Origin of the sequence: Roseinatronobacter bogoriensis DSM 18756 (assembly GCF_004366635.1) — a bacterium.
Taxonomy (GTDB): domain Bacteria; phylum Pseudomonadota; class Alphaproteobacteria; order Rhodobacterales; family Rhodobacteraceae; genus Roseinatronobacter; species Roseinatronobacter bogoriensis.
Genome location: NZ_SORN01000001.1, coordinates 89,139 through 114,206, shown reverse-complemented (window position 1 = coordinate 114,206; position 25,068 = coordinate 89,139). Strand labels below are relative to the sequence as shown.

24 protein-coding genes and 1 other annotated feature are annotated in these 25,068 nt (G+C 60.8%); of the genes, 10 read left to right on the top strand and 14 right to left on the bottom strand.

The genetic code is table 11. The annotated features are described in order from the left end of the window. The first annotated feature begins 259 nt into the window (after positions 1-259). Genes EV660_RS00525 through EV660_RS00485 form a run of 9 tightly spaced genes read left to right on the top strand, consistent with a single transcriptional unit; the run spans position 260 to position 9,539 of the window. Positions 260-826, top strand: coding sequence for a Na+/H+ antiporter subunit E (locus EV660_RS00525; protein WP_168800662.1), 567 nt, complete (start codon positions 260-262; stop codon positions 824-826). Next, complete coding sequence (locus tag EV660_RS00520) at positions 823-1,083, top strand: MrpF/PhaF family protein (protein WP_071482444.1); 261 nt, start codon at positions 823-825, stop codon at positions 1,081-1,083. The genes EV660_RS00525 and EV660_RS00520 overlap by 4 nt, the downstream gene beginning before the upstream one ends. Continuing rightward, positions 1,083-1,376 (top strand): cation:proton antiporter, encoded by a 294-nt coding sequence (locus EV660_RS00515; protein ID WP_198510645.1) that lies wholly within the window; start codon positions 1,083-1,085, stop codon positions 1,374-1,376. Before EV660_RS00520 ends, EV660_RS00515 begins: the two co-directional genes overlap by 1 nt. Next, positions 1,369-2,346, top strand: coding sequence for a hydrogenase subunit MbhD domain-containing protein (locus EV660_RS00510; protein ID WP_071482442.1), 978 nt, complete (start codon positions 1,369-1,371; stop codon positions 2,344-2,346). The genes EV660_RS00515 and EV660_RS00510 overlap by 8 nt, the downstream gene beginning before the upstream one ends. Then, complete coding sequence (locus EV660_RS00505; protein WP_071482441.1) at positions 2,336-2,626, top strand: NADH-quinone oxidoreductase subunit K; 291 nt, start codon at positions 2,336-2,338, stop codon at positions 2,624-2,626. Before EV660_RS00510 ends, EV660_RS00505 begins: the two co-directional genes overlap by 11 nt. Next, positions 2,616-4,073, top strand: a complete 1,458-nt coding sequence (locus EV660_RS00500; RefSeq protein WP_071482440.1) for a complex I subunit 5 family protein — start codon at positions 2,616-2,618, stop codon at positions 4,071-4,073. The genes EV660_RS00505 and EV660_RS00500 overlap by 11 nt, the downstream gene beginning before the upstream one ends. Further along, positions 4,070-5,560 carry a complex I subunit 5 family protein gene (locus EV660_RS00495; protein ID WP_071482439.1) on the top strand — a complete coding sequence of 497 codons (1,491 nt, stop codon included), beginning with the start codon at positions 4,070-4,072 and terminating at the stop codon, positions 5,558-5,560. Before EV660_RS00500 ends, EV660_RS00495 begins: the two co-directional genes overlap by 4 nt. Before the next feature lie 4 nt (positions 5,561-5,564). Further along, on the top strand, positions 5,565-7,322 hold the full coding sequence (locus EV660_RS00490) for a complex I subunit 5 family protein (protein ID WP_071482438.1): 1,758 nt from the start codon (positions 5,565-5,567) through the stop codon (positions 7,320-7,322). A gap of 15 nt (positions 7,323-7,337) precedes the next feature. Further along, positions 7,338-9,539, top strand: coding sequence for an AAA family ATPase (locus tag EV660_RS00485; protein WP_071482437.1), 2,202 nt, complete (start codon positions 7,338-7,340; stop codon positions 9,537-9,539). A 106-nt stretch (positions 9,540-9,645) separates the two neighbouring features. Here EV660_RS00485 and EV660_RS00480 read toward each other — a convergent pair whose 3' ends face one another. Then, positions 9,646-9,933 carry a hypothetical protein gene (locus tag EV660_RS00480; protein WP_071482436.1) on the bottom strand — a complete coding sequence of 96 codons (288 nt, stop codon included), beginning with the start codon at positions 9,931-9,933 and terminating at the stop codon, positions 9,646-9,648. Then, on the bottom strand, positions 9,930-10,403 hold the full coding sequence (gene hisI, locus EV660_RS00475; protein WP_071482435.1) for a phosphoribosyl-AMP cyclohydrolase: 474 nt from the start codon (positions 10,401-10,403) through the stop codon (positions 9,930-9,932). The genes EV660_RS00480 and hisI overlap by 4 nt, the downstream gene beginning before the upstream one ends. A 75-nt stretch (positions 10,404-10,478) precedes the next feature. Here hisI and EV660_RS00470 point away from each other — a divergent pair, with 75 nt between their 5' ends. Then, positions 10,479-11,597, top strand: coding sequence for a CobW family GTP-binding protein (locus tag EV660_RS00470; RefSeq protein WP_071482434.1), 1,119 nt, complete (start codon positions 10,479-10,481; stop codon positions 11,595-11,597). 44 nt (positions 11,598-11,641) lie between these two features. On the opposite strand, the gene EV660_RS00465 is transcribed toward EV660_RS00470, so the two are convergent. The 12 genes from EV660_RS00465 to EV660_RS00410 all read right to left on the bottom strand — a co-directional run bounded on the left by EV660_RS00465 (position 11,642) and on the right by EV660_RS00410 (position 25,043). Then, positions 11,642-12,277, bottom strand: coding sequence for a nucleoside/nucleotide kinase family protein (locus tag EV660_RS00465; protein ID WP_071482433.1), 636 nt, complete (start codon positions 12,275-12,277; stop codon positions 11,642-11,644). A 70-nt stretch (positions 12,278-12,347) separates the two neighbouring features. Then, positions 12,348-13,835 (bottom strand): mannitol dehydrogenase family protein, encoded by a 1,488-nt coding sequence (locus EV660_RS00460; protein ID WP_071482432.1) that lies wholly within the window; start codon positions 13,833-13,835, stop codon positions 12,348-12,350. Further along, positions 13,823-14,596 (bottom strand): L-iditol 2-dehydrogenase, encoded by a 774-nt coding sequence (locus tag EV660_RS00455; protein ID WP_071482431.1) that lies wholly within the window; start codon positions 14,594-14,596, stop codon positions 13,823-13,825. The genes EV660_RS00460 and EV660_RS00455 overlap by 13 nt, the downstream gene beginning before the upstream one ends. After that, entirely contained in the window at positions 14,593-15,597 is a 1,005-nt protein-coding gene (locus tag EV660_RS00450; protein WP_071482430.1) for an ABC transporter ATP-binding protein, read from the bottom strand. Before EV660_RS00450 ends, EV660_RS00455 begins: the two co-directional genes overlap by 4 nt. 11 nt (positions 15,598-15,608) lie before the next feature. Continuing rightward, complete coding sequence (locus EV660_RS00445; protein WP_071482429.1) at positions 15,609-16,439, bottom strand: carbohydrate ABC transporter permease; 831 nt, start codon at positions 16,437-16,439, stop codon at positions 15,609-15,611. A gap of 10 nt (positions 16,440-16,449) precedes the next feature. Then, positions 16,450-17,316 (bottom strand): carbohydrate ABC transporter permease, encoded by an 867-nt coding sequence (locus tag EV660_RS00440; RefSeq protein ID WP_071482428.1) that lies wholly within the window; start codon positions 17,314-17,316, stop codon positions 16,450-16,452. 94 nt (positions 17,317-17,410) lie between these two features. Then, positions 17,411-18,715 carry an ABC transporter substrate-binding protein gene (locus EV660_RS00435; RefSeq protein WP_071482427.1) on the bottom strand — a complete coding sequence of 435 codons (1,305 nt, stop codon included), beginning with the start codon at positions 18,713-18,715 and terminating at the stop codon, positions 17,411-17,413. 85 nt (positions 18,716-18,800) lie between these two features. After that, a complete protein-coding gene (locus EV660_RS00430) occupies positions 18,801-19,832 on the bottom strand; it encodes a LacI family DNA-binding transcriptional regulator (protein ID WP_184409735.1) in 1,032 nt (343 codons plus the stop codon). Between the two features lie 279 nt (positions 19,833-20,111). After that, positions 20,112-20,966 carry a universal stress protein gene (locus tag EV660_RS00425; RefSeq protein WP_071482426.1) on the bottom strand — a complete coding sequence of 285 codons (855 nt, stop codon included), beginning with the start codon at positions 20,964-20,966 and terminating at the stop codon, positions 20,112-20,114. A 13-nt stretch (positions 20,967-20,979) separates the two neighbouring features. Then, positions 20,980-22,470, bottom strand: a complete 1,491-nt coding sequence (locus EV660_RS00420; RefSeq protein ID WP_071482474.1) for a SulP family inorganic anion transporter — start codon at positions 22,468-22,470, stop codon at positions 20,980-20,982. Positions 22,471-22,536: 66 nt separating this feature from the next. Next, positions 22,537-22,594, bottom strand: a sequence feature (sul1 is cis-regulatory element that is thought to sense ions involved in sulfur or methionine metabolism; They are found in Alphaproteobacteria). Positions 22,595-22,983: 389 nt separating this feature from the next. Further along, on the bottom strand, positions 22,984-23,685 hold the full coding sequence (locus tag EV660_RS00415; protein ID WP_071482424.1) for a histidine utilization transcriptional repressor HutC: 702 nt from the start codon (positions 23,683-23,685) through the stop codon (positions 22,984-22,986). Further along, positions 23,682-25,043: a formimidoylglutamate deiminase gene (locus EV660_RS00410; protein ID WP_071482423.1), complete on the bottom strand. Its 1,362-nt coding sequence runs from the start codon at positions 25,041-25,043 to the stop codon at positions 23,682-23,684. Before EV660_RS00410 ends, EV660_RS00415 begins: the two co-directional genes overlap by 4 nt. Positions 25,044-25,068: the final 25 nt, after the last annotated feature.

Below are 25,068 nucleotides of genomic sequence, written 5' to 3'. Positions count from 1 at the left end.
CCCGCCCCCAACAACCCGATGACCCGGTAAATCTGTCGTTTTTTGTCAGATCGCGGGATGAAACCCACAGCTTGTGCGTTCTTTGGCCAACAGCGCGGAAAGATTTGCGCAACTCTGGCATGGCTTATCGGACGGATCGGACAGGCAGCCCCATCCCCCGCCCATGTCAGGGACCATACAAACATCAAGGCTGCCCGGACATAATCTGATGCGCGCAACTTCTTCCAAGTGCCTGAACGCGTCTGCGCGGGTGCAATCCTTGACGCTGGCTGAGCCGCAGAACCTGCCACCGGCCTCGGCGCAAACCGTTTCTGCTACAGGCCACGCAGCCGGGCAGGTCTTGCGGCACTGTGTGCTGTCAATTCTGGTGCTGGCCGTCCTGTGGGGGGCATTGACCGGCTGGCGGGCGGACGCTCTGATCTTCGGGCTGCCGGCAATCCTGCTAGGGGCGATGGTTCCGTTTCTATTGCCGCCAGCATCCGGTTTCCGCCTGTCGTTGCGCGGGGCCATACGCTTCGCACTCTGGTTTGCCGTGCAATCGGTGCGGGGTGCCGTCGATGTCGCATTGCGGGCTTTTTCGCCGGACATGCGGCTGCGCCCGTGCTTTCGGACATATCCGCTCAATCTGCCTCTGGGTGCGCCGCGGATCACGTTCATCAACATCATCACACTACTTCCCGGCACCCTGTCGGCCGAAATCAATGACGACATGGTGACCGTCCACATGCTCGATGCGCACATCGAACTGGAACCCGAACTGGCAGAACTCGAGACCCGCATTCGCGCGCTGTTCGCCCTACCCCAGCCCCCGGAGCATTCGTCATGACCACTTTTCTGTCCCTGATCCTGATTGCACTGCTGCTCTCGATCCTTGCAGGGCTTGTGCGCATTTTTCGCGGCCCCGAACCGGCTGAACGGATGCTGGCTGCGCAATTGTTCGGCACGGCGGCGGTGGCTATCCTGCTGATCTTGTCGCAGCTGATGGCACTGCCCGCGCTGCTTGATGTCGCAATGGTATTCGCCTTGCTGGCAGCCATCACGCTGGTGGCCTTTGTCGTGCTGGCATCACGGGGGGTGCGCTGATGCAGGACGTTGTCGCCGCTGTCCTGATTACAACTGGCACTGTGTTTTTCATTGCGGGCACCGTCGGCTTGCTGCGGTTTCCAGATATTTTCTGCCGCCTGCACGCGCTGACCAAAGCCGACGGACTGGGGCTTGCACTGATTGCGCTTGGGGTGGCCTTTCTGGCCGCCACGCCGGGGGCGGTATTTCGTATCGTGCTGATATGGTTCTTTGTTGCTGCCGCCAGTGCAACCTGTGGTCATCTGGTCGCCCGCTACGCACGCCGCAGTGGTGCGGGGGTGCGCCATGACTGACCCGCTGGTGATCTTTGATCTGCTTCTGGCGCTGGCAATCGTCGCGCTTGCCGCAGCATCGCTGAGTGTGCGTGATCTGTTTTCCATGATCGTGCTTTTCATCATCTTCGGACTGCTCTCGGCGCTGGCCTGGGTGCGTTTATCCGCGCCCGATGTCGCATTGGCAGAGGCTGCGATCGGCACAGGCGTGACTGGTGCGCTGCTGCTCAAGACGTTGCATCATCTGCGCTTTGCCTCGGGGACATTGGGCCAGAAAGCGGCCTATGGCGTTACGCCGGTCGCCCCGGTGCCAATGGCCGTAATCATGACCAATGCAGTGTTTTGCGGGCTGATCACCCTTGGGCTGGTCGTGGCGTTTCTGGGCGCACCGGCTGCCGGGCCGGGCTTTGATCCGCTGGTGGCCGAGGCCATGCCCCAAAGCGGCGTCGAACATCCGGTCACAGGCGTTTTGCTGAACTTCCGGTCCTATGACACGCTGATGGAAGTGGTTGTGCTGCTGGCCGCAGTGGTCGCTGTCTGGCAGATCGAGCGCGGGCTGTCCGAAGCCCCGGCCCCCGCGATGGGCGAGGTCTGGCAAGGCTTTGCGCGGCTGGCCCTGCCCGCCATCGTTGTGGTTGGCACCTATCTTCTATGGGTGGGGGCCGAGGCGCCGGGCGGGGCGTTTCAGGGCGGCGCGGTGCTTGCGGCTGTGGGGCTTTTGCTGCTGCTGACACGCGCCTATGTCCCGCAGCCCGCCCATCGCGGCATTGCGCGCGGGGCCTTTGTGCTGGGCACAGCGGCCTTTGCGCTGGTCGCACTTCTGGTCGCCAGCGGCGGGCGCGTGGCGTTCGAATATCCGCTGGACCACGCCAAAACCCTGATCCTGCTGATCGAGGGGATGGTGACCATCTCCATCGCTGTCACTCTGGCCGCGCTGTTTCACGGGCGCGAGCCGGTCGCGCTTGCCAAAGGGGACCGCAATGACACCTGATCTGATTTATGGCCTGACCGGGGTTGCCGTTTTCGGCATCGGCCTTGTTGGTGCGCTGTCTGCGCAAGACCGGCTGCGCCGGGTGCTGGCGCTCAAGCTCTGCTCGGTTGGTGCAGGTTTCCTGCTGGTCGTTGGGGCTTGGCGCGAACCGCCGGCAGCGCCCGACCCTGTGCCCCATGCGCTGGTGATTACCGGCATCGTCGTCATGGTCAGCGCGACAGCCGTTGCCCTTGCCCTGATCCGCCGTCTGCAAACTCTGGAAGCGACCGATGAGCGTTGAAATCTCTCCCATGATCCTTTCGGTGTTTGTGCCGCTATTCGGCGCGATTGCCGCCTTTGTGCTGCCGCGCGCGGCCGCGCTGATCGGGTTTGCAACGCTGGTCCTGACCTCCGGCGCAGTGGCCTGGCTGGCGCGCGATGTGCTGGCAGCGGGGGCTGTTGGTCTGCCGCTTGGCGGTTGGGGCGCGCCTCTCGGGATTGATCTGCGCGCTGACGGGCTGAGCGTGGCGATGCTGGCGCTGACCAGTGTGGTCGGGTTTCTGGTCAGTATTGCCGCGCTTGATAGCCTCAAAGGGCCAGAGCAGGCACGCCAGCGGCAGTATTTCTGGCCGCTCTGGCTGCTGTTGCTGACGGGTATGAACGGGGTTTATCTCAGCACCGATATCTTCAACCTCTATGTCATGATCGAAGTGATTGCGCTGGCTGCTGTGGGCCTGACAGTCCTCAGCGGCAGCCGCGCCGCACTTCAGGCGGGGCTTGACTACATGTATGCCTCAATCTTTGGGGCGCTGTTGTTCCTGATGGGGGTGGGGTTTGTCTATCTGCAACTGGGGCGACTGGATTTCGCAGGGCTGACCGGGGCCGCACCGACCGGCGCATTGATTGCCGCACTGGCGCTGATCTTTGTCGGGCTTGCGCTGAAAACTGCGCTTTTCCCGCTGCATTTCTGGCTGCCTGCCGCCCATGCCAACGCCACTGCACCTGCAAGCGCGCTGCTGTCGGGGTTGGTGGTCAAGGCCGCGCTTTATGTCGTGCTGCGTCTGGCGCAATACATGCCGTTTCCGTCGGAAAACCTGCTGACGCTCGTGGGGCTGATGGGCGCGGGCGCGGTGATCTGGGGCGGGGTTCAGGCCCTGCGCGCCGAGCGGCTGAAGCTGCTGGTGGCCTGGTCCACAGTCGCACAGATCGGGCTGATCTTTGTGGCCTTTGCCCGCGCGGGCGAGGTAGGGTTGTCGGAAAGCTGGAAGGCGGCCGCACTTCTGATCCTTGCGCATGGCATCGCCAAGGCCGCGATGTTTCTGGCCGCAGGCCGGATTAAGGACGAGATCGGCCATGATGTGATCCGCGATCTGGACCGTACGCCGATACGGCCCACGCTGGCACAATTCACATTCGCATTGGCCGCAATCAGCCTGATTGGCCTGCCGCCTTCGCTGGGTTTCATCGGCAAATGGTCCTTGATGGAAGGCGCGATGGCAGCGGGCTACTGGCACTGGGTTGGCGTGACAATGGCAGGCACATTGCTGTCAGTCGCCTATTTCAGCCGCGTCTTTGCGGGCTTCCTGCGCTTTGACCGGGTGCGCGCACCAGTGGGCGAGCATCAGGGCTGGGCCTTGGCCGATGCGGCCCCGCTGACACTGGCACTGATGGCGATTGGCCTTGGGCTGCTGGCCGCACCTGTCCTGAGCTTCATTGAAATCGGTTATCCTTTCGGAGTGGCGCCATGATGGATGCACCCCTTCTGCCCCTGTTCATTCTGCTGACCTCGCTTCTGGCCGCGCCGATCCTGTTCGCGCTGCCGGAACGGGCGGCACGGTTGCGCACTGCGATCAATCTTGGCATGGCAGCGCTGAAAGTGGCGCTGGTCGGCTGGCTGAGCATCAAGGTCAGTCAGGGCGTGATCTATGATCTGCGCTTCGAGATGCTGCCGGGGCTGGAATTCAAGCTGCAAGCCGACCCGCTGGCAATCCTGTTCATCGCGCTTTCGGCGGTGCTCTGGCTGATTACGACGATCTATTCTGTGGGCTATCTGGAGCACGGCCCGCATCGCGCGCGCTTCTTCGGTTTCTTCAGCCTGTGCGTGGCCGCAACCGTGGGGATTGCCTTGTCGGGCAACCTGTTCACCTTCTTGCTGTTTTACGAATTGCTGACGCTGGCAACCTACCCGCTGGTCATCCATCGCGGCACCGCTGAGGCCCTGCGCGCCGGGCGCATCTATCTGATCTACACGCTGGCGGGGGGCTTGGTGCTGCTGCTGGGCACGCTGGGCCTGTGGGTTCTGGCAGGCACGACCGATTTCGTTCCCGGTGGCGTACTGGCCGATGTGGTCGCAGAAAACCGGTTGGCGGCGCAACTGCTGTTCGTGGTGCTGATCGGGGCGCTGGGGGTCAAAGCCGCGCTGGTGCCGTTTCACCGCTGGCTGCCGATTGCAATGGTCGCACCTGCGCCGGTTTCGGCCTTGTTGCATGCAGTGGCGGTGGTCAAGGCCGGGGCCTTTGGGATCATGCGCGTTGTCTATGAGGTTTTCGGGATCGAGACTGCGCAGACCCTTGGCATGACCGCGCCGTTGGCAGCGCTGGCGGGCGTCACCATCATCTATGGCTCGATCCGCGCGATCACGCAGGATGACATCAAGAAGCGGCTGGCCTATTCAACTGTATCTCAGGTCAGCTACATCACGCTGGGCGTGGCCCTGGCCAGCCCGATCGCCGCCGTGGGTGCGCTGGCGCATCTGATCCATCAAGGGTTGATGAAAATCACCATGTTCATGGCGGCTGGAAATCTGGCCGAAGGGCTGGGTGTCAAGCGGGTCAGTCAGATGGACGGTGTCGGCCGTGCCATGCCGGGGACGATGCTGGCCTTCACTCTGGCCGCGCTGGGCATGATCGGCCTGCCGCCCTTGGCCGGATTTGTCAGCAAGTGGTACCTCGCCCAAGGCGGGTTGCAAGCAGATCAGGTATGGGTGATCGCGCTGCTGCTGGGCTCCAGCCTGCTGAACGCGATCTACTTCCTGCCAATGCTGCACCGGGCATGGTTCCGTGATGCCGCGCCAGAGGGAACAGGCGCACCGGGCCGCCCCCGCATTGGCTGGATGCTGGCCGCACCCCCTGTCACCACGGCGGTACTGGTGCTGGTGGCAGGCAGCTTTGCCAATGCACCCTTCAGCCCGCTGGAATGGACCCGCTTCATTGTCGCCATCGAGTATCAGGAGTAACACCATGAGCCTTTTGCCCTACATTGCCGCTCTGGGCCTGCCGCTGGGGCTGGCCGTATTGCTGACATGGGCGCAGGCACGCAGCCTTGTCTGGCGTGTCATGCCCTTTGCGCCCCTGTCTGCGCTGGCGCTTGCGCTGCTGGGTGACATGCCCATGACCGCACAGGCGGAATGGCTGATCCTTGGCCTGCATCTGGGCCTTGATGACACCTCGCGCCTGTTCGTGATCTTTACCGGCCTGCTATGGTGCGCGGCAGGCGCAACTGCGCGCCACTGGATGCGCGACGACCCGCGCGCCACAAGCTTTGGCGTCATGTTTCTGATGGCGCAGCTTGGCAATCTGGGCCTGTTGATGGCGCAGGACGCGCTGAGCTTCTATGCCTTCTTCGCGCTGATGAGCTTTGCGTCTTATGGTTTGGTCTTGCACAGCCGCACCCCGCAGGCGTTGGGGGCCGCGCGGCTCTATATAGGCTTTGTGGTGCTTGGAGAGCTGGCGTTGTTTGCAGGGCTTGCGCTGGCCGGGGCGCAAGCGGGATCGTTCCTGCTGACTGATCTGCGCCAGACCGCGCTGAGTGATATTTCGGTGGCGCTGCTGATGATCGGCTTTTGTGTGAAGCTGGGGATCATGCCGCTGCATTTCTGGCTGCCGCCTGCGCATGGCGCGGCCCCTGTGCCAGCCAGTGCTGTGCTGTCAGGCGCCATGATCAAGGCGGGGCTGTTTGGTATGATAACCATCTTGCCGCTGGGCAGCGCTGCCTATGCTGACCACGGCACTGTGCTGATGGCGGCAGGGATGGTCACGATCTTCGCGGCCCTGTTGCTGGGCGTGCAACAGGCCAACCCCAAAGCCGTGCTGGGTTTTTCCAGCGTCAGCCAGATGGGCATTCTGGCCCTTGGTCTGGGCGCGGGTCTGATGGTGCCGCAGGCATGGGCCGCGATCGTGCCTGTGCTGATATTTCTGGCCGCCCATCATGCGCTGGCCAAGGGGGCGCTGTTTCTGGGCACAGGTGCCTTTGCCGCGCAAACCGGGCGCGTCACCAGATTGGTTGTTACACTGGCGCTGCTGTTTCCTGCACTTGTTCTGGCCGGACTGCCCGCCAGTTCGGGCGGTCTGGGCAAAGAGGCGCTGAAAACTGCGCTGGGGGCAGCCTCTCCGGTGTGGCTTCCCTGGCTGACAGTTGCCCTGAGTCTCTCCGGCGTTGCAACGACCCTGCTGATGGCGCGCTATATCGCGATGATCTGGCATAACCCGCCAAAGGCACCCGCAAACCTTGCGCCAGAGGCGGTTCTGTTACCCTTTCTGCTCGTGTCGGCAGCGTCACTAGCCCTGCCCGCAGTCTGGGGCACCCTTGCGCAGACAGTGGCCGCGCCAATCCGGCTGGCCCCGTCGGGGGCGCTATGGCCAGTGCTGTGTGGGGTGGTTCTCGCTGCTGGTGTGGCGGTATTTGCACATGCGCAGCGCATCGGCGCTGGCGTCTTCCTGTCGCAGTTGACCGCGCCTTTTCGGGCCTTTGGGGCGCGTGCAGATGCGATTGTCGCAGCCAAACGCCGCGCCGCGCGCAGGCTGGGCCATTCAATACCCAAAGCGCTGGGCGAAACCGCTGACCAATGGCGGTTGGGCCAGACCGCCATAGCGGGACTGATCGTGCTGACCCTTGCGGTTGAACTGCGCACGACTCTGCCCGCCGAGACGGCCATTTTTCCTGAACAGCAGCAACACCCAATGCCGCTGCAAGACCTGACCCTGACACCTGATTTCTGACAAGGAGAGAGTGACATGCGCCACGAGACTGACTTCACCATCGCCACCGCCAACCCATCAGAGCCACCACAGGCGGGTTTCACCCTGCTGCGCTACCGCGTCAGCAATTTCCGCTCGGTCACGGATTCAGGCTGGCTGGAGGCCGATACAGTAACGGCCCTGATCGGGGTCAATGAATCCGGCAAAACCAACCTGTTGCTTCCCTTGTGGAAGCTGAACCCCGCCAGCGAGGGGGGATTGCAGCCGACATCGGATTATCCCAAGGCACTGTTTGCCACGATCCGCAACGCGCCCGAACAGTTCCAGTTCATCACGGCCGAATTTGACACAGGGCGAGAGGCCGCAAGACTGGCAGAACTGGCGAAAATCCCGCTGGCGCAGGCGCGGCGCGTATCTGTCGCACGGCTCTATGATGGCAGCTACCAGATCAACTTTCCCGACTACCGGCTGGATGAGGACGGCACTATTGCCGCCGCGCTGACGGCACTGCGCCTGGCGCGCACCGATCTGGACGACATGACAGCCGACCCGCTTTTTGACCCCGCCTGCAAGCTGATGGATAATCTGCTGGCGGAGTTGAGCGATGCCGCGAATGTCACAGGCAATGATCTGCGACTGGCGCGCAATTGCGTGGCAGCCCTGATCCCCGAAGATCCGCCCGCGACCAGCCAGATCATCCCGCTTCTGCGCGCATTGCAGAAAAAACTGGGGCAACAGATGGCGGCCATGATCGCACCGGACCCCGCCGCGCGCGAGGACATACGTCAGGCCGTGATCACTTGCTTGCCAAGGTTTGTGTATTACTCGAATTACGGCAACCTCGATTCAGAAATCTACCTGCCACATGTGGTGGAGAACATGGGCCGTGCAGACCTTGGCGCGAAGGAAAGCGCAAAGGCCCGCACCCTGCGCGTGCTGTTCGATTTTGTCGGCGTTCAGGCGCAGGAAATCCTCGAACTGGGGCGTGATTTCCGCGATATCCGCGACGAGGCAGAGGCGCAGATGATTGCCGAGACTGGCAAGGCGGGGCTGGTGCGCAGCCTGTGGCAGCGCGCGCGCGGCCATGAACACCAGCCGGACTCGGTACTGCTGTCGCAGATTGCCGAGGCCAAGCGCACGCGCTCGATCCTGCTGCAATCGGCAGGGACCAAATTGACCGCAAGGTTTGCCGAGTGGTGGAAGCAGGGCGATTACCGCTTCCGTTTTGAAGCAGATGGCAATCATTTCCGTATCTGGGTGGCCGATGCGCGGCGTCCGCAGGAAGTGGAGCTTGAGCACCGCTCGACCGGGTTGCAATGGTTCCTGAGCTTCTTTCTGGTCTTTCTGCACGAGGCTGAGGGCGCGCATGAAAACTGTGTTCTGCTGCTGGATGAACCGGGCCATTCCCTGCACCCGCTGGCCCAGCGGGACCTGTCAGCGTTTTTTGAAGGTCTGGCGCTGAAAAATCAGATTCTCTATACAACCCACTCGCCTTTTCTGGTCGATGCCGACCGCCTTGCGCGGGCGCGCAAGGTGTTTGTGGGGCGCGATGGGTCCACCCGTGTCAGTGGTGATCTGCTGGAGGCCGAGGGCAGCGACAGCCAGCGCGGCGCTGGTTTTGCAGTGCGTGCCGCGCTCAATCTTGCGGTGGCCGAGGTCAGCATGGGCTGCGCGCAGCCCGTCCTTGTGCAAAGCCGGGTCGAGCAGACCTATTTGGGTGTCATCAAGACCCTGAGCATTGCCTCTGGCCGCTTCGTTCCACAGCGTGACATGGTGTTTGCCTCTGCCTGTAGCCCAGAGGTCATGCAGGTCATGGCGCGTCTGCTGACCGAAACACAGACTACGCCGCCCAGACTGGTCCTCGATGGTTCTGCGCAAGGGCGTGCGCTGGCGGCAAGGCTGGCCGACGACAAGACGACACTGGCACTTGAAAGCATAACCGGGCGACAGGACAGCACGGTAGAAGACCTGTTTCCCGCCACGGAACTGGCGGCGCAGCTGGACCGCGTGGAACGCAGGCCAGAGCGGCTGTTTGCCGATGTGGTTGTGGCAGACCGGCCCTTTGTTGCCCAAGCGCTGGTATGGGCCAAGGCCGAAGGCATATCCTTGCCCGAAGACTGGCGGTTTCAACTGGCAGAGCGTGTGCGCCGCAAAATGCTGGACGCAGGACCAGCCCGACTTGCGGAGGGGGCAATCGCAAATTGGTGTAAGCTGTTAGAGGGGCTGGCCGCTAAATAGTGGCAGATCGGCGTGTTGGCATATGCACAACCATTCGTCGGGTTCGCACGGGCAAGGTCAGCCGTTGCTGCGATGCCGGCTGTTACCTTGGCTCCCGGCATTACGGTCACTCGGTCGCATGTGTTGCGCTTATCAAGGTGACTGGCTGGCGCATGTCCGCAACTGTCACGTCTGCGACAGGTCGATGGATCAATAACGATCGTCGAATGAGGTCAATCCCGAGTATCGTGATCCGGGTCGCCGGGCCGGGGCATGCTGGATCATCGCATTCCACCTCGACCACAGTGATAAGTGCGTTTGGCCCTGCGCGCGCATGCGCGCGCACCAGACCCTTGACGCGCTGGATGTGCCAGAGCTTTGACGCTTTCTGGCGCAGTTCGGTGGCAAAACTCATAGTTGTGTGGGGTTGGGCGCGTCGCCATAGGTTGCGATGGGGTCAAATGTTTTTGCGCGCTCGGTAAAGCGCAGTTTTGTGCCCGCTTTATTTTTCATCGGGACAGTCCGATAAAAACACGACCGATAGCCGACATGGCAGGATGCGCCAGAGCCTGCGACTTGCACCCGCAGCCAGAGTGCGTCTTGATCGTCGTCAATCCGCGCTTCAATCACATGTTGCACAAGGCCCGAGTTTGCACCCTTTCGCCACAGGGTCTGCCGCGACCGACTGAAGTAATGCGCCTCTCCGGTTTCGAGTGTCAGGCGCAGGGCGTTTGCGTCCATCCAGCCGAGCATCAGCACCTCGCCCGTCTGATGATCGGTGGTGATGCAGGGCATCAGGCTATCGGGTCCGAACTTCGGGGCGAGGATATTGCCTTCCTCGACTTCCTCAATCGTGCGGCGGGGGTGGAATTCGATGATGGGCATTGCGTAGCCTTGTGGTATGAATTGTTATAATATAACAAACACATTTGCTCAGATCATTCAAGCCGGAAGCCCACCATGCCCGATCCCATTCCTGTAACCTTGCTCACTGGATTTCTTGGTGCAGGCAAGACGACACTGCTGAACCGCTTGCTCCATGATCCAGAAGCAGGCCGTATTGCCGTTGTGGTGAATGAATTCGGTGATGCCGGGCTGGATCACGATCTGATTGAGGAAGCCGCCGAAGATGTGGTGCTCATGCCTGGGGGCTGTGTCTGCTGCTCGATCCGGGGGGATTTATCCAAGACGTTGCTCTCACTACTGGCGCGACGGGCGCGTCAGGAACTGGCCTTTGACCGGGTGGTGATTGAAACCACCGGCCTCGCTGATCCCGGTCCGATCCATCATACGCTTCTGGTCGATCCCGTGCTGGCCCCCAATTACGCGCTGGATGGAACCGTCACAGTTGTCGATGCCGCTCTCGGCGCGGCAACGCTGGATCGCCACGCCGAGGCACAGGCGCAAGTCGCTATGGCGGATCGGATCGTTGTGTCAAAGCTTGATCTGGCAGATACGGCCACTCTTGCTTCATTGCATGCGTGTCTTGACCGGCTAAACCCCGGCACCCCGCGCATAACAGCGGATCAGGGCGCTGTGCCTGCCGGCAGCTTGTGGGGCCTTGGCGCGCTGCGCAAACCGATGGCGCAAGATCATGCGCTGGAATGGCTTGCCCAGCCCGCCGCCGACCCATTGGCAGGGCTGTCGGGCTTGAGCAAGCCGCAGCCTAAAGCCGTTGACCTGGCCGCGCCCTCTCATCATGCGACAGATGGCCGGGTCACTACGGCATCGGTCACTCTGGCCGACCCGATCCCCGCTGAGGTGTTCGATTTCTGGCTTGATACGCTGATTGCCTTGCGCGGCGCCAACATCCTGCGCCTGAAAGGCATCGTGCATATCAAGGATGTGCCAACGCCTTTTGTTTTTCATGGGGTTCAGCACATCTTCGAACCACCCGTGCCGCTGGAAAGCTGGCCAAAGGGCGACACGACCAGCCGCGTTGTGATCATCGCGCGTGACATGCCGAAATCAGACCTGAATGAGAGCCTGTCCTTGCTGTCCCTGTCCAAACTGCCCGACGCAGCGGATGAGGCGGGTCTGGCAGGCATGACTGTCCACTCATTGGAGCAGCCGTTCTGATGGCGGCCCGGCGAGATACAAGACGCGTGCAATCGCCCACAGACCTATTCTGAAAGCGTCATGTCCGCATCCAGACGTGCCGCGATGATACGGCGCGCATTGGCCAGATCGTTGCCTTCGGCCCGCTTTCTGGCGGCATCAAGATCATGCCCATGACCCAGCCACCGCGCGACGCAGCGCTGAAGGATCGTGTCTTCCGCTGTATCCAGCCAGATCGAGAAATCCCAAAGTGCGGCCAGATCCGACCACGGTTTTTCGTCAAAGAGCAGATAATTCCCCTCAATGATGACCATCTCGCAATCAGGAGAGATGACACCCGCGCCCGCAATTGACAGATCGCGCGCGCGGTCGAACAGGGGATACACCACTTCCGCGTCAGAGCGCAGCCGCCGAACCAGAGCGATGAAGCCTGCCACATCGAAACTCTCTGGTGCGCCCTTGCGCGCCCGTAGGCCGCGCGCATCAAGAAGGCGGTTGTCCAGATGGAAGCCATCCATCGGAACCAATTCTGCCCGCTGGCCATTGCGGCGCAGGGCATCGCGCAGCGCCATGCCAAGCACAGATTTTCCGCTGGCAGGCGCACCTGCCACGGCAATCAGTTTCCGGCCCGTGCCGTGCAGATCGCGCAGCCGTTTCAATAGGTCTGGCGAAATGGAATCAAGGGGTTGGGCTACACTCAAGGCAGGTCTCCATGCGGCATAGAAGGTGGAAAGGGCTTGGCCGTATAGCGCATATCAACGCCTACAGACATCAACCAGCCTGCTGCCCGACATAGTCCCCGATGGCGGCATTCACGCCACGCGATTCCAGCAGCGCGTACCAGCGACCGAACGCTTCGGCAAATTGCGGCGCGTCCTTGACATCGTGGTAAATCGGCACCTGCTCCAGCCAGGCTGCCGGATGGACATGCGCGGCGGCTGCTGCCGTTTGCAGAACCGGCCAGAGCGGGTCATTCGCCTCGATCCGCGTGCCGTTTTCGCGCTGGCCCAGACAATAGCGCGCCCAGAGCGCCGATACGAGCGCCAGCCCTTGCACCGGCGCCCCCTTCGCCAGCCCATCGCGGATGGACGGCAGAAGGAACCCCGCATGACGACTGGCGCCGTCGAAGGCCACGCGCCGGGTTGTGTCATGAATATCGGGATTGGCGAAACGCGCCTCGATCAGGTCGATATAGTCCAGCGCCGAGATACCGGGCACGGCAGGCACATGCGGCGCAATCTCTTCGCAGGCGACTTTGCGAAACATGGCACGGATGGCGTCATGCGCCATGGTGGCGGCTATCGTGTCCAGCCCCAGCAATTCGCCCGCCCCGCAAATCACCTGATGACCGCCATTCAGGATGCGGATCTTCATTGTCTCATAGGGATGCACATTGCAGGTGAAAACTGCGCCCGCTTGCCCCCAGTCAGGCCGCCCAGCGCAGAAATCATCCTCGATTACCCATTGGCGGTATTTTTCATGCGTCACAGGGGCTGCGTCGATAATCCCGAAGCTGCGCACCAGCGCAATTTCGCGCGGGCCAGTGGAAGGCACGATGCAGTCCACCATGCTGTTGGGAAAACTGCACTGCGCCTCGACCCAATCAGCAAGGCCGGGGTCCGACAGCCGTGCAAGGCCCACTACCACGCGGCGCAAAATATCGCCATTGCCTTGCAGATTGTCGCAGGACAGGCAGGTAAACGGCCCCGTGCCCTGAGCGCGCCGCAGGCGCAGCGCCGCAACCATTGCGCCAAAAGCGGTACGCGGGCTTGCGGGATGGCGTGCATCATGGCGGATATCTTCGTGGCCGGTATCCAGCCCGCCGGTTTCCGGGACCATATAATAGCCGCCCTCGGTCACGGTCAGGGATACGATGCGGATGTCGGGCTGCGCCATGCGGGCGATCAGCGCGGCATTGTCTTGCTGGACAGGCAGAAAATCCACCATCGCGCCGGTGACTTCGGCGGATTTTCCGGCGGGATCAAGCTCGATCAACGTGGTCAGGCAGTCTTGCGCCAGCAGCTTGTCGCGCATGGCGCTATCGCCTTGGCGCACGCCCGCGCCGATGATCGCCCAGTCCTGCGCCAGCCCCATTTGCATCAGCCGATGCGTGTACCACGCCTGATGCGCGCGGTGAAAATTGCCAAGGCCGATATGCACAATACCGGGCCGCAGCGCTTTGCGATCATAGCGCGGCACAGGGACAGTGGCCGGGATTTCCCCCAACGTCCCCTGCGACAACTGTATCAACTCATCCATTGCCCGCCATCCACATTATAGGTCTGCGCGACGATGTAATCGGCCTCGGACGAAGCAAGGAAAACGGCCATGCCGGTCAGATCCTCGGCCACGCCCATCCGCCCGAAAGGCACACCCGCGCCGACTTCACGTTTCTTCTGGCCGGGTTCTTTGCCTTCATATTTCGCAAAGAACGCATCGACCCCATCCCAATGTTCGCCATCCACCACACCGGGCGCGATGGCGTTCACGTTGATGCCATGCCGGATCAGGTCCAGTCCGGCCGATTGCGTCAGGCTGATAATCGCGGCCTTGGACGCACAATAGACAGCCACCAGCCCTTCACCCCGCCGCCCGGCCTGGCTGGCCATGTTGATGATCTTGCCGCCCCCGCCGCGTTCAATCATGTGCCGCGCCACGGCCTGCATCGTGAATAATGCGCCCGCGACATTGATCTCGAAACACCGCGCGTAATCAGCGCGCGTTATCTCGATAATCGGGGCGGCGGTGAAAATCGCGGCATTGTTGATCAGGATGTCGATTTGGCCGAAATGCGCCACGCTGGCCGCAACAGCAGCGTCGATACTGTCTTGGCATGTCACGTCCATTTCGACGGCAAAGGCGGCATCCCCCAATGCGGTTGCCTCAGTTCGCGCGCGCGCGATGTCTATATCGCCCAGCACCACTTGGGCACCTTCGCGGATATAGGCCTTCGCAAAGGCCAGCCCGATACCCCGCGCAGCCCCGGTGATCAGGGCAGTCTTTCCGTTCAGCCGTTTCATGCGATGCGCAATCCCTTGTCGTCAAAGCGGTGGATCATGTCGGCGCGCGGGGTCATATGGATGGGGTCGCCATGCTTGAAGCCGACTTCGCCATCGGCGCGCACGGTGATGCTTTCGGCCAGCCCGGTCTTATGAACATGGAAAAACGTATCCGACCCCAGATGTTCCGAGACACCGACCACCCCGGACCAGCGCCCATCCTCGGCGGAAATGCTGATATGTTCAGGGCGGATGCCGATGGTGGTTGCGTTGTGCTTCGCAGCCTCTGCGCCCTCGATCAGGTTCATCTTGGGCGAGCCGATGAAGCCAGCCACGAACAGGTTGCGGGGGGCGCGATACAGTTCCAGCGGGCTGCCGACCTGTTCGATATGTCCCGCGCGCAGCACCACGATCTTGTCTGCCATGGTCATCGCCTCGACCTGATCATGGGTGACGTAGATCATCGTCGTTTTCAGTCGGTTGTGCAGTTCGCTGATTTCCAGCCGCATGCCCACCCGTAGTGCCGCGTCAAGGTTCGAGAGCGGTTCATCGAAAAGAAACGCCGCCGGTTCGCGCACGATGGCGCGGCCAATGGCGACACGCTGGCGCTGCCCGCCCGAGAGTTGCCCCGGACGGCGGTCCAGATAGTCGGTCAGGTTCAGCACAGCGGCCGCCTGTTCAACGCGGCGATCCTGTTCGGCGCGGTCAAGCCCTGCCATGCGCAGCGGAAAGGCGATATTCTTGCGCACAGTCATATGCGGATAAAGCGCATAGGATTGAAACACCATCGCAAGCCCGCGTTTGGCAGGCGGGATAGAGGCCGATGGCCTGCCATCAATCCTGATCTCGCCGGAACTTACATCTTCCAGCCCCGCGATCAGGCGCAGAAGCGTGGATTTGCCGCAGCCCGAGGGGCCGACGAAGACGGTGAATTCGCCATCCTTGATCGTCAGGTCCAGCGGTGGAATGACCGTGACTTCACCGAAGCTTTTCGTCACCTGTTCCAGAACGATTTGTCCCATGTCTGTGTTCCTTATTTCACGGCGCCGAAGGTCAGACCGCGCACAAGTTGTTTCTGGCTGAACCAGCCCAGGATCAGGATCGGCGCAATTGCCATCGTCGAAGCGGCCGAGAGTTTCGCATAGAACAGACCCTCGGGGCTGGAATAGCTGGCGATGAAGGCCGTCAGCGGGGCTGCGCGGGCAGCGGTCAGGTTCAGGGTCCAGAACGCCTCGTTCCAGGCCAGGATGATGTTGAGAAGAATCGTCGAGGCAATGCCGGGGATCGCCATCGGCGTCAGAACATAGAGGATTTCTTCCTTCAGGCCCGCCCCGTCCATCCGCGCGGCTTCCAGAATCTCGCCGGGGATTTCCTTGAAATAGGTGTAGAGCATCCAGATCATGATCGGCAGGTTGATCAGCATCAGCACGATGGTCAGCCCAACGCGTGTATCCAGCAGCCCGAACTGGATGAAGATCAGATAGATCGGGTAAAGCACACCCACGGCAGGCAGCATCTTGGTGGACAGCATCCACAGCAGGATATCCTTGGTGCGGCGCGAGGGCACAAAGGCCATCGACCACGCCGCCGGGATTGCGATGATCATGCCAAGGATCGTTGATCCGCCCGCGATGATGATCGAGTTCCACAGGAAGCGGCTGTAATTCGAGCGCTCCTGCACCACGCGGTAGTTTTCCAGCGTCCAGTCGAAGAAGAACCACACAGGCGGGTCGGCGATGGCCTGCGCCTCGGTCTTGAAGCTGGTCAGGATCGTCCAGAGGATCGGAAAGAACAGAAGCAGTCCGATGATCCAGGCGATCAGTGTGTTGAATGACTTGCGTTGTGTCGTGACAGAACGTGCCATGGTCGCCCCCCTATCGGTCCAGGTTCTTGCCAACGATGCGCATCAGGAAGAGCGCAAAGATATTGGCGAGAATGACCGCATATATCCCCCCGGCAGAGCCAAGCCCGACATTCTGGCTTTCCAGCACGCGCTGGAAGATCAGATAGGTCAGTGTTCTTGTGCCGAACGAGCCTTGGGTCGTGACGAAAATTTCAGCGAAGATCGCGAGCAGAAAGATCGTCTGGATCAGAATGACGATGGTGATGGCGCGCGACAGATGCGGTAAAATGATATGCCAGAAACGCGACAGCACCGGGGCGCCATCCATCTCGGCGGCCTCTAGCTGTTCACTGTCGAGCGACTGGATTGCCGTCAGCAGGATCAGCGTGGCAAAAGGCAGCCATTGCCAGGACACGATCAGGATGATCGAGAGCATAGAGGCGTCCGACAGCCAGATGATTGGATCGGCCCCGAAGGACCGCCACAGGTGTGAGAGAAGGCCGTTATTGGGGTCCATGAACATGTTCTTCCACACCAGCCCCGAAACGGTCGGCATGACGAAGAAAGGTGCGATGACAAGGATGCGGACAACGCCTTGCCCCCACATGGGTTGGTCGAGCAGGATCGCAAGCAGGATGCCCAATGTGACAGTGATCAGCAGCACACCGCCGACGATGATTACCGTTGCCTGCACCGAGGGCCAGAACGCGCTCGAGGTGACAAAACGGACGTAGTTTTCAAACCCGACCCAGCCCTGAAACCCGCCGCGCAAGGGCAGATAGCGCTGGAAGGAGAAAATCAGCGTCAAGGTGAGCGGCACCAGCATCCAGCCCAGAAGCAGGATGACCGCAGGCGCCAGCATCAGCCGCGCCGCTGAGCGCGAAGCCTTGGTGGACATGGCACTGGCCTTTCATCGAGGCAAGCGGGGCTTGCAGATGGGTGGAAGTCAGAGGGGCGCGAGGAAAACGCCCCTCTTCAATGGGTGCCGGGGCTTAGTAACCCGCAGCTTCCATTTCATCCGTGACCAGCGCTTGGGCACGTTCCAGCGCCTGTTCCGGGGTCAGTTGCCCTGCCACCATCGCCGAGAATTCCTGCCCGGCGGCTGTGCCGATGCCAGCCCATTCGGGGATCGCCACAAACTGGATACCGACATAGGGGACAGGGTCGATGGTCGGGTTGTTCGGATCAGCCGCATTGATGGACCGCAGCGTCATGTCTGCGAAAGGAATGCTGGCATATTCCGGGTTTTCATAAAGCGACGTGCGTGTGCCCGGAGGAACATTTGCCCAGCCCTCACGCTCGGCCACCAGCTCCAGATAAGCTTTGGATGTTGCCCAATTGATGAACTCCATCGCGGCTTCTTCCTGCTGCGTGCCGGCAGGGATAGCCAAGGCCCAAGCCCAAAGCCAGTTTGCGCGCTTGTCCATCCCGTCCTTGTTCGGTGCAAGCGCAAAGCCCACGCTGTCCGCCACGGTCGAGTCGTTAGGGTTGGTCACGAAGCTGGCAGCCACAGTTGCATCCAGCCACATGCCACAGCGCCCTTGCTGGAACAGCGTCAGGTTTTCGTTGAACCCGTTATTCGCGGCACCCGGCGGGCCGTAATTTTGCAGCAGATCATTGTAGAAGGTGACAGCTTCCAGCCATTCGGGACTGTCAAGCTGGGCGTTCCAGTCCTCGTCAAACCAGCGCGCACCAAAAGAGTTGGCGACCGTGGTAATGAAGGCCATATTCTCGCCCCAGCCTGCGCGCCCGCGCAGACAGATCCCGTTGATGTTATTGTCGCGATCCGTCATCGCGGCGGCGGCCGCAGCTATGTCATCCCAGGTGGGTTCCTCGGGCATTTCCATCCCGGCGGCTTCCATCAGGTCGGTGCGATACATCACCATCGAGCTTTCGCCATAGAACGGCGCAGCAAACATCGTGCCCTCAAAGGACAGGCCAGCCCGCATGGCAGGCAGGATGTCATCCTTGTCATAATCGTCCGGCAGCCCGTCCAGCGACACAAGCCAGCCGCGTTCGGCCCAGATGGGGGCCTCATACATGCCGATTGTCATGATGTCGAACTGGCCACCGCTGGTTGCGATATCCTGTGTGACACGCTGGCGCAGGATGTTTTCTTCCAGAATGACCCATTCCAGCTCGATCCCGGTTGCATCGGTGAATTCGCTGCTGAGCGCCTGCATGCGGATCATGTCGCCATTGTTGACGGTCGCGATCGTCAATGATTGGGCATATGCGCCCGAGGCCGCGATCAGCGCAAGCGCCGTCGATGCCACAAGTGACTTACCGAGTCTCATCTGATTCCTCCCTGAACGATATGAGTGGCGTGAGCGTAAATCAAATATTGCCACGCGGTCAATAAAAATTTTACACGCGAAAACTTTATGCCGATTTGCGCAGGATCAACTTGGTGGGATACAGGAATTCTGTGCGCTCTTCGGGAATGGCACCATCCTCGATCATGTGAAACAGGACTTCGACAGCCTTGTTGGACACGGCGTCATAATCATGTGCGACCGTCGTCAGTGGCGGACAGGTAAAGCGCGAGACGGGGTGATCGTCATGGGACATCACGCGCATCGCATGTTCCGCGCCAAAGCCCACGGACAGCCCCTCTTCGAAACAGGCGGTCAGAAGGCCCACGGCCAGACGGTCATTGCTGCACAAGATGGTATTTGTCGCGAATGCCTTTTCCCGAATGGCCTTTAGCCCGCCTTCATAACCGATGCGCTCAAAATCCCAGCCTTCGCCATCAACCTTGACGATATGAGGTTCTCTTCCCAGACGCTTCATATTGGCGATAAAGGCCAGCCTGCGTTTGTTGGCATTCGGGTTGGCGGGATTGCGCATCTCGAACAGCACAGGGGAAGAGCCGGTGCGTATCAGATATTCGACGCTCTGGGTTACGAAATCGGTATTGTCTGACCCCACGAAAACCTTGCCGACACCCTCGATATTACTGTCGAACAGCACTGTCGGCACATCTTCGCAAAAGCGCTCGACCGCCGCGCGATCAGATACGCGCCCTAGCGGGGCCAGCAATACGCCCGCAGGCTTCAGAACGCGCAGACTTTCAAGGATGGCATTCTCCAGCTTCTGTTCGCCATGTGCTGAAAACAGGATCGGCCAGAACCCCGCATCAATGCAGCGCCGTTCAATCTTGCGCGCGATTTCGGCAAAGAACGGGTCCGCCAGATAGGGCACGACGACACCTACAATTTTCGTGAGCTTGCGGTTCTGGTTCATCGCAAAGATGTTCGGACGGAAGTCATAATGTTCCAGCGCAGTCTCGATTCGCTTGCGGGTTGTGGAGCGTACGCTGTCAGGGTCCTGAAAATACTTCGAAACGGTCGGCCGCGATATGCCGCTTACCGCTGCGAATTCTTCCATATTGCGTATCTTCTGCCCGGTCACTGCGCTCTGTCCTTTAGTTAACGGCCAAGCTGAAACTTGACAGGGGCAATGATAATCTTATCGCGCGCAAACTTACAACAAGTAAAATATGAATATCAGCACCATATATAGCATATAGCCACCGACCGGTGATCGCTATGTGATGGGTGCGATGGGCGACACTTAGGCGCCTACTGATTGTGCCAGCGGCACGCTGACATTGCAGCAGGTTTTGGTCCAGCCCCCCGCGTCTGGCTGTTTCCGCCAAGCGTCTGGTCGAGGAGGCATTGAAAATATCAGTTATCGCATCAGGACCAGCGGCACCTTGCAGGCGCGGATCATGGCGGTGGTGGTGGAGCCGATGATCAGGCTGCGAATGCGGGAATGGCCATAGGCCCCCATCACCAGCATGTCGAAACCGGCGTCCTCCACCAGCCGCGCGAGGGCCGTTTCCGGCTGTCCGGGCAGGATGGTCGTTTCCGCCAGGATGCCAGCGGCGCGCAGCGTGGCCTGCGCATTCTCCAAGCCCTTTGTCACCAGTGCGCTGGCAGTGCCCACAGTGACAATATGGACTGTCAGCCCCAAAAACACCGGGCTGCGCGCGATATGGTCGATGGCTTTCAGCGCGGATGTGCCGCCATCAAACGCGACCAGAACCTTCTCTATGGGCCGGAACGCGCGGGATGCGACCAGCACCGGCTTGTGCGCGCTACGCAGAATCCGTTCCAGATTTGACCCCAGATGCCCGGTTGCGAAATCCGCTGCCTCGCCGCGTTTGCCGATCACAATGACGCGGGCCTGATCCTCAATCTCGGCCACAGTCTCGACAATGTCGCCATGGCGCAGGCGGGTCGTGACCCCGGACACATTCGCTTGCTCTAGCCTGTCGCGCGCATCATCCAGAATGGCGCGGCCCCGCTCCATCATCAGTTTCGCGCGCTGCGCATCAAGCGTTGCCAGTTCATTCAGCAGCGCTGTGCGCGCGCCAAGCGCGATGGCGCCAGACCTGTCACTGGTCTCGGCCCCGTCACGGCGGCGAAGCACATGCAGCAACTCGACCGGTACATCTGTGCGTCCTGCGATCCACGCGGCATGATCACAAACAGAGGCCGAATAGACCGACCCATCCACCAGCGCGATAACTTTCTCACTCATATCCGTTCCTTCCTCAATGTGCGCTCAGCTTGTCCAGCGCACCGGGCTTGTCATGGATGCCCAGCCGGTCAACCAGCGTTTCCGAGGCATCATTCATCCCGACAACCTCAACCTGCGCCCCGTCGCGGCGGAATTTCAGCACCGCCATATCCAGCGCCTGCACCGAGGAAATATCCCAGATATGGGCGCGGCTGACATCAATGATGACACGGTCGGGCGCTTCGCGGAAATCGAAGGCCGCCATGAAATCTTCAACCGAGCCATAGAACATCTGCCCTTCGACCCGGTAGGTGCGGATGCGCCCATCGGGGCTGATGTCACTGGTGACACGGAAGAGTTGCGCAATCTTGGCCGCGAAGAAAATGCCCGACAGCAGCACACCCACCAGCACCCCGATGGCGAGGTTATGGGTGTAAACAACCGTTGCCACCGTCGCCAGCATCACCACGGAACTGGACCGCGGATGGCTGCGCAGATTGGCGATGGAGGACCATGAAAAGGTGCCGACAGACACCATGATCATAATCGCCACCAGCGCGGGCATGGGAATGATGCTGACCAGATCGCCCAGCCCCACCACAAGGATCAGCAGGAACACACCCGCCACAATTGACGACAGCCGCCCCCGCCCCCCGGATTTGACGTTGATGATCGACTGCCCGATCATCGCGCAGCCCGCCATGCCGCCAATGAAGCCGGTTGCGGTATTGGCCAGCCCTTGCCCCACGCATTCCTGATCGCGATTCGATGTGGTGTCGGTCAGATCATCGACGATATTCTGCGTCATCAGGCTTTCGAGAAGGCCCACCACCGCAATCGCGGTAGAATAGGGCAGGATGATCAGCAGCGTTTCCAGCGTCAGCGGGATTTGCGGGATCAGGAAGACCGGCAGCGTGTCGGGCAAATTGCCCATATCGCCCACAGTCCGCACATCCAGCCCCAGTGCCCAGACCAGCGTCGTCAGCACGATGATCGTGACCAGCGGAGAGGGTACAGCCTTTGTCAGGCGCGGGAACAGGTAGATGATCGCAAGGCCGCCTGCGACCAGCAAATAGGTCAGCCCGGTCACATTGCGCGGGTCGAGTTCTGGCAGTTGCGCGAGAAAGATGAGGATCGCCAAAGCGTTGACGAAGCCAGTCATCACCGATTTCGATACATAGCGCATCACGAACCCCAGCCGCAGCACGCCTGCGCCGATCTGGATCAGCCCCGCCAGCACAGTCGCTGCCAGCAGGTATTGCAGCCCGTGATCGCGCACCAGCGTCACCATCAGTACGGCTGTTGCGGCTGTCGCGGCCGAAATCATCGCGGGCCGTCCGCCGGTAATCGCTGTGATCACGGCAATCGAGAAACTGGCATAAAGTCCCACCTTCGGATCGACACCTGCGATGATCGAAAAGGCAATCGCTTCGGGAATAAGCGCGAGCGCCACCACCAGCCCCGACAGCAGGTCGCCGCGAATATTGCCGGTCCATTGCCGACGGTAGGCATCAATTGAAATCATGCGAAATCTGTCCCCAACCGCGCCGCGCAAAGGCGCGCGCATCGGTATCATGTCTGGTTTTCTTCAGGTTGTCCGGCGGATCGGCGGCCGGAAGAGCCAGCCGGGATTTGCACCCGGCTCCAGGTTCGCTAGACGCGCCGGATAACGGAAGTTGCCGAGGATGCCAAGCCTGCATCCCCATTGGCGCAGGTAAAAGCCCGAATTCACAACGCCGCTGGTTCTTTTTGCAGCATATATCGTTCATTCACATGCAGCGCCGTCGCCCCGACAGTGCGCGCAATCTCGCCAAACGGCCCCTGAACGACGGAGCGAGGCCCGAAACGCACCTTGTCGTATGCGCAGGGTGAAGCGATTTCCCCCAATGCTTTTCGCTGCTCGTGATGCGAATCACACAGCAAGTCACGAGTTTCGCTGCGTGCCATGCGATTGCACTGATGGATCGGCCGATGATTAAACTGACGCGTTTCTCCGGCTTCTGCGGGGGTGCGGTTCCGAAAGCGGGGATGACGGTTTTCAGGACCGTGTATGCATGCGGTAGCCCGGATGGAACAAGAGACGCACATAGGTGATCATATCCTCGCCGCGTTGTGTCGTCCGCTCCATCATCAGCAATGCGTCTGCGGGCTGGCAACCCAACACTTTGGCGTCTGCGGTCGTCGCGGCGTAACCTGAGAAAGCGAAATCTCCCCTGTCGAAAGGCACTTCGCGTACCAACCACTCATTCGGGCTGAGCGTGTCGAAATCGGCATCAAGCGCGTTCGGGACTGCGGTTGAATTGATCCAGCGGGTCTCGAAAACATAGGGCCGACCATCTGCTGTGTACAGCGTTTGCAGATGCAGGATCTTGCGGCCATTCGCAAGATGCAGCAGCGTCAGCACATCTGGTGGCGGCGCGCTCATGTGCCGATGCAGTATCCTGTGGTCGAAGCGGTGGCCCTTGCCCTCGATCTCTTCGCGAATGATCGGGATGCTGAACTCGGCCTTGCGTGCAGGGGTAAGCGCGACCCGTGTGCCCGCCTTGCGCCGCCGCTCCAGCAATCCGGCATCTGCAAGGCCTTGCAGGGCACGATTGACAGTTGCGCGGGCGCATCCGAATTCCCGCGCAAGATCAGCTTCATGCGGGATCAACTCACCTGGTTTCCAGATACGTTGACGAATGCAGCGACGCACTTCTTCCTGCACGGTCAGCCATGTCTTTCGTTCGCTTTCAGTCACAGGTCCTGTCCAAGGTTTTGCAGCACCGCGCGATAGGCCTGCGTGATCTCGTGGTGCCGTATATGCCGGCCATGCTGGACCAAATGCCTGCCCGCAGACCAGACGTCCAGCACCATGCGGTCATCCCCTGCGAAAACATAGCTGTCCAGAATCTGATCGCCTTGTCGGTTCATAAGATCGACATGAGAGCTGTCAAGCGCGATCAGATCAGCAAGCAAGCCCGGTTGCAGCCCGCCAGACGCACGACCAGCCGCAATTGCGCCTCCTTTGCACACAGCCGAAAACAGACGACGGCCCGTCGACTCGGCATTGGTTGCAAGCGCGGCGCGCGAACGGTCGCGCAGGCGTTGCGAATATTCCAGTGTTCGCAGTTCTTCAGCCAGAGCGATCCTGAGGTTGGAATCTGATCCAACGGCGATTGTGCCCCCCGAACCCAGCCAGCGCGTTGCATCGAAAATCCCATCCCCAAGGCTTGATTCTGTGATCGGGCACAGACCCGCGACGGCACCACTTCTTGCAAGGGCTTCGGTTTCATGCGGCAGCATCTGCGTGCAATGGATGAATGTGTAGCGCGCATCCGGAGCCATGTTTTCAAGGACCCATTCGGCAGGGCGTTTGCCCAGCGCGCGGTAAACCTCGTCTACCTCTGCCTGCTGTTCGGCCAGATGCATATGGACCGGACCATCTGTGAGTGTGACAATCTGCGCCAGCCTGTCCGGTGCCACTGCGCGCAGGCTGTGCGGTGCCACGCCCATAGCGCAATCGCCGGGTAAAGCCTGAAGGGCGGTATTGGCCGCTTCGTGCAGACGCGCGAAACGGTCAGGGTCGTTGCCGAAGCGGGTCTGCCCCGCCTCCAGTGGCCGGCGATCCAAGCCGCCGAACTGGTAATGGACGGGTAACAATGTCAGCCCGATGCCGGTCGTTTCTGTCGCCGCAATGATGCGTTCCGACATTTCAGCCAGATTAGCATAGGGTGTACCATCAGGCTGGTGATGCAGGTAATGGAACTCGACATTTGCAGCATAGCCTGCCTCCAGCATCTCCATCTGAACATATGCGGCGATCGCTTCGACATGATCCGGCGACAAACGGTTGAGAAAGCGGAACATCAGCTTTCGCCATGTCCAGAAGCTGTCTTGCGGGTCGGGGCCGCGCGCTTCGCTCAAGCCTGCCATCGCGCGTTGAAAGGCATGACTATGGGCATTTGCGGGCGCTGGCAGCAGGATGCCAACCCTCGACGCGCCCGTGTCATGCGCGTTCGGCTGCACATTGGTGATACAGCCATCTGTTCCGACCGTCACAAGGACATCGCGCGCCCAGCCTTGGCTGGTCAGCGCCTGCTCCGCCCAGATTTTCATGCCATTATCCTCTTGACAGATTAAT

Bases quoted from the DNA above. Each gene is read 5' to 3' on its own strand.
- EV660_RS00490 (WP_071482438.1), top strand. From the start codon at position 5,565: ATGAGCCTTTTGCCCTACATTGCCGCTCTGGGCCTGCCGCTGGGGCTG.
- EV660_RS00425 (WP_071482426.1), bottom strand. From the start codon at position 20,966: ATGAGTGAGAAAGTTATCGCGCTGGTGGATGGGTCGGTCTATTCGGCC.
- EV660_RS00510 (WP_071482442.1), top strand. From the start codon at position 1,369: ATGACTGACCCGCTGGTGATCTTTGATCTGCTTCTGGCGCTGGCAATC.
- EV660_RS00485 (WP_071482437.1), top strand. From the start codon at position 7,338: ATGCGCCACGAGACTGACTTCACCATCGCCACCGCCAACCCATCAGAG.
- EV660_RS00450 (WP_071482430.1), bottom strand. From the start codon at position 15,597: ATGGGACAAATCGTTCTGGAACAGGTGACGAAAAGCTTCGGTGAAGTC.
- EV660_RS00435 (WP_071482427.1), bottom strand. From the start codon at position 18,715: ATGAGACTCGGTAAGTCACTTGTGGCATCGACGGCGCTTGCGCTGATC.
- hisI (WP_071482435.1), bottom strand. From the start codon at position 10,403: ATGCCCATCATCGAATTCCACCCCCGCCGCACGATTGAGGAAGTCGAG.
- EV660_RS00500 (WP_071482440.1), top strand. From the start codon at position 2,616: ATGAGCGTTGAAATCTCTCCCATGATCCTTTCGGTGTTTGTGCCGCTA.
- EV660_RS00410 (WP_071482423.1), bottom strand. From the start codon at position 25,043: ATGAAAATCTGGGCGGAGCAGGCGCTGACCAGCCAAGGCTGGGCGCGC.
- EV660_RS00420 (WP_071482474.1), bottom strand. From the start codon at position 22,470: ATGATTTCAATTGATGCCTACCGTCGGCAATGGACCGGCAATATTCGC.
- EV660_RS00480 (WP_071482436.1), bottom strand. From the start codon at position 9,933: ATGAGTTTTGCCACCGAACTGCGCCAGAAAGCGTCAAAGCTCTGGCAC.
- EV660_RS00515 (WP_198510645.1), top strand. From the start codon at position 1,083: ATGCAGGACGTTGTCGCCGCTGTCCTGATTACAACTGGCACTGTGTTT.
- EV660_RS00505 (WP_071482441.1), top strand. From the start codon at position 2,336: ATGACACCTGATCTGATTTATGGCCTGACCGGGGTTGCCGTTTTCGGC.
- EV660_RS00440 (WP_071482428.1), bottom strand. From the start codon at position 17,316: ATGTCCACCAAGGCTTCGCGCTCAGCGGCGCGGCTGATGCTGGCGCCT.
- EV660_RS00520 (WP_071482444.1), top strand. From the start codon at position 823: ATGACCACTTTTCTGTCCCTGATCCTGATTGCACTGCTGCTCTCGATC.
- EV660_RS00495 (WP_071482439.1), top strand. From the start codon at position 4,070: ATGATGGATGCACCCCTTCTGCCCCTGTTCATTCTGCTGACCTCGCTT.
- EV660_RS00460 (WP_071482432.1), bottom strand. From the start codon at position 13,835: ATGGATGAGTTGATACAGTTGTCGCAGGGGACGTTGGGGGAAATCCCG.
- EV660_RS00455 (WP_071482431.1), bottom strand. From the start codon at position 14,596: ATGAAACGGCTGAACGGAAAGACTGCCCTGATCACCGGGGCTGCGCGG.
- EV660_RS00445 (WP_071482429.1), bottom strand. From the start codon at position 16,439: ATGGCACGTTCTGTCACGACACAACGCAAGTCATTCAACACACTGATC.
- EV660_RS00470 (WP_071482434.1), top strand. From the start codon at position 10,479: ATGCCCGATCCCATTCCTGTAACCTTGCTCACTGGATTTCTTGGTGCA.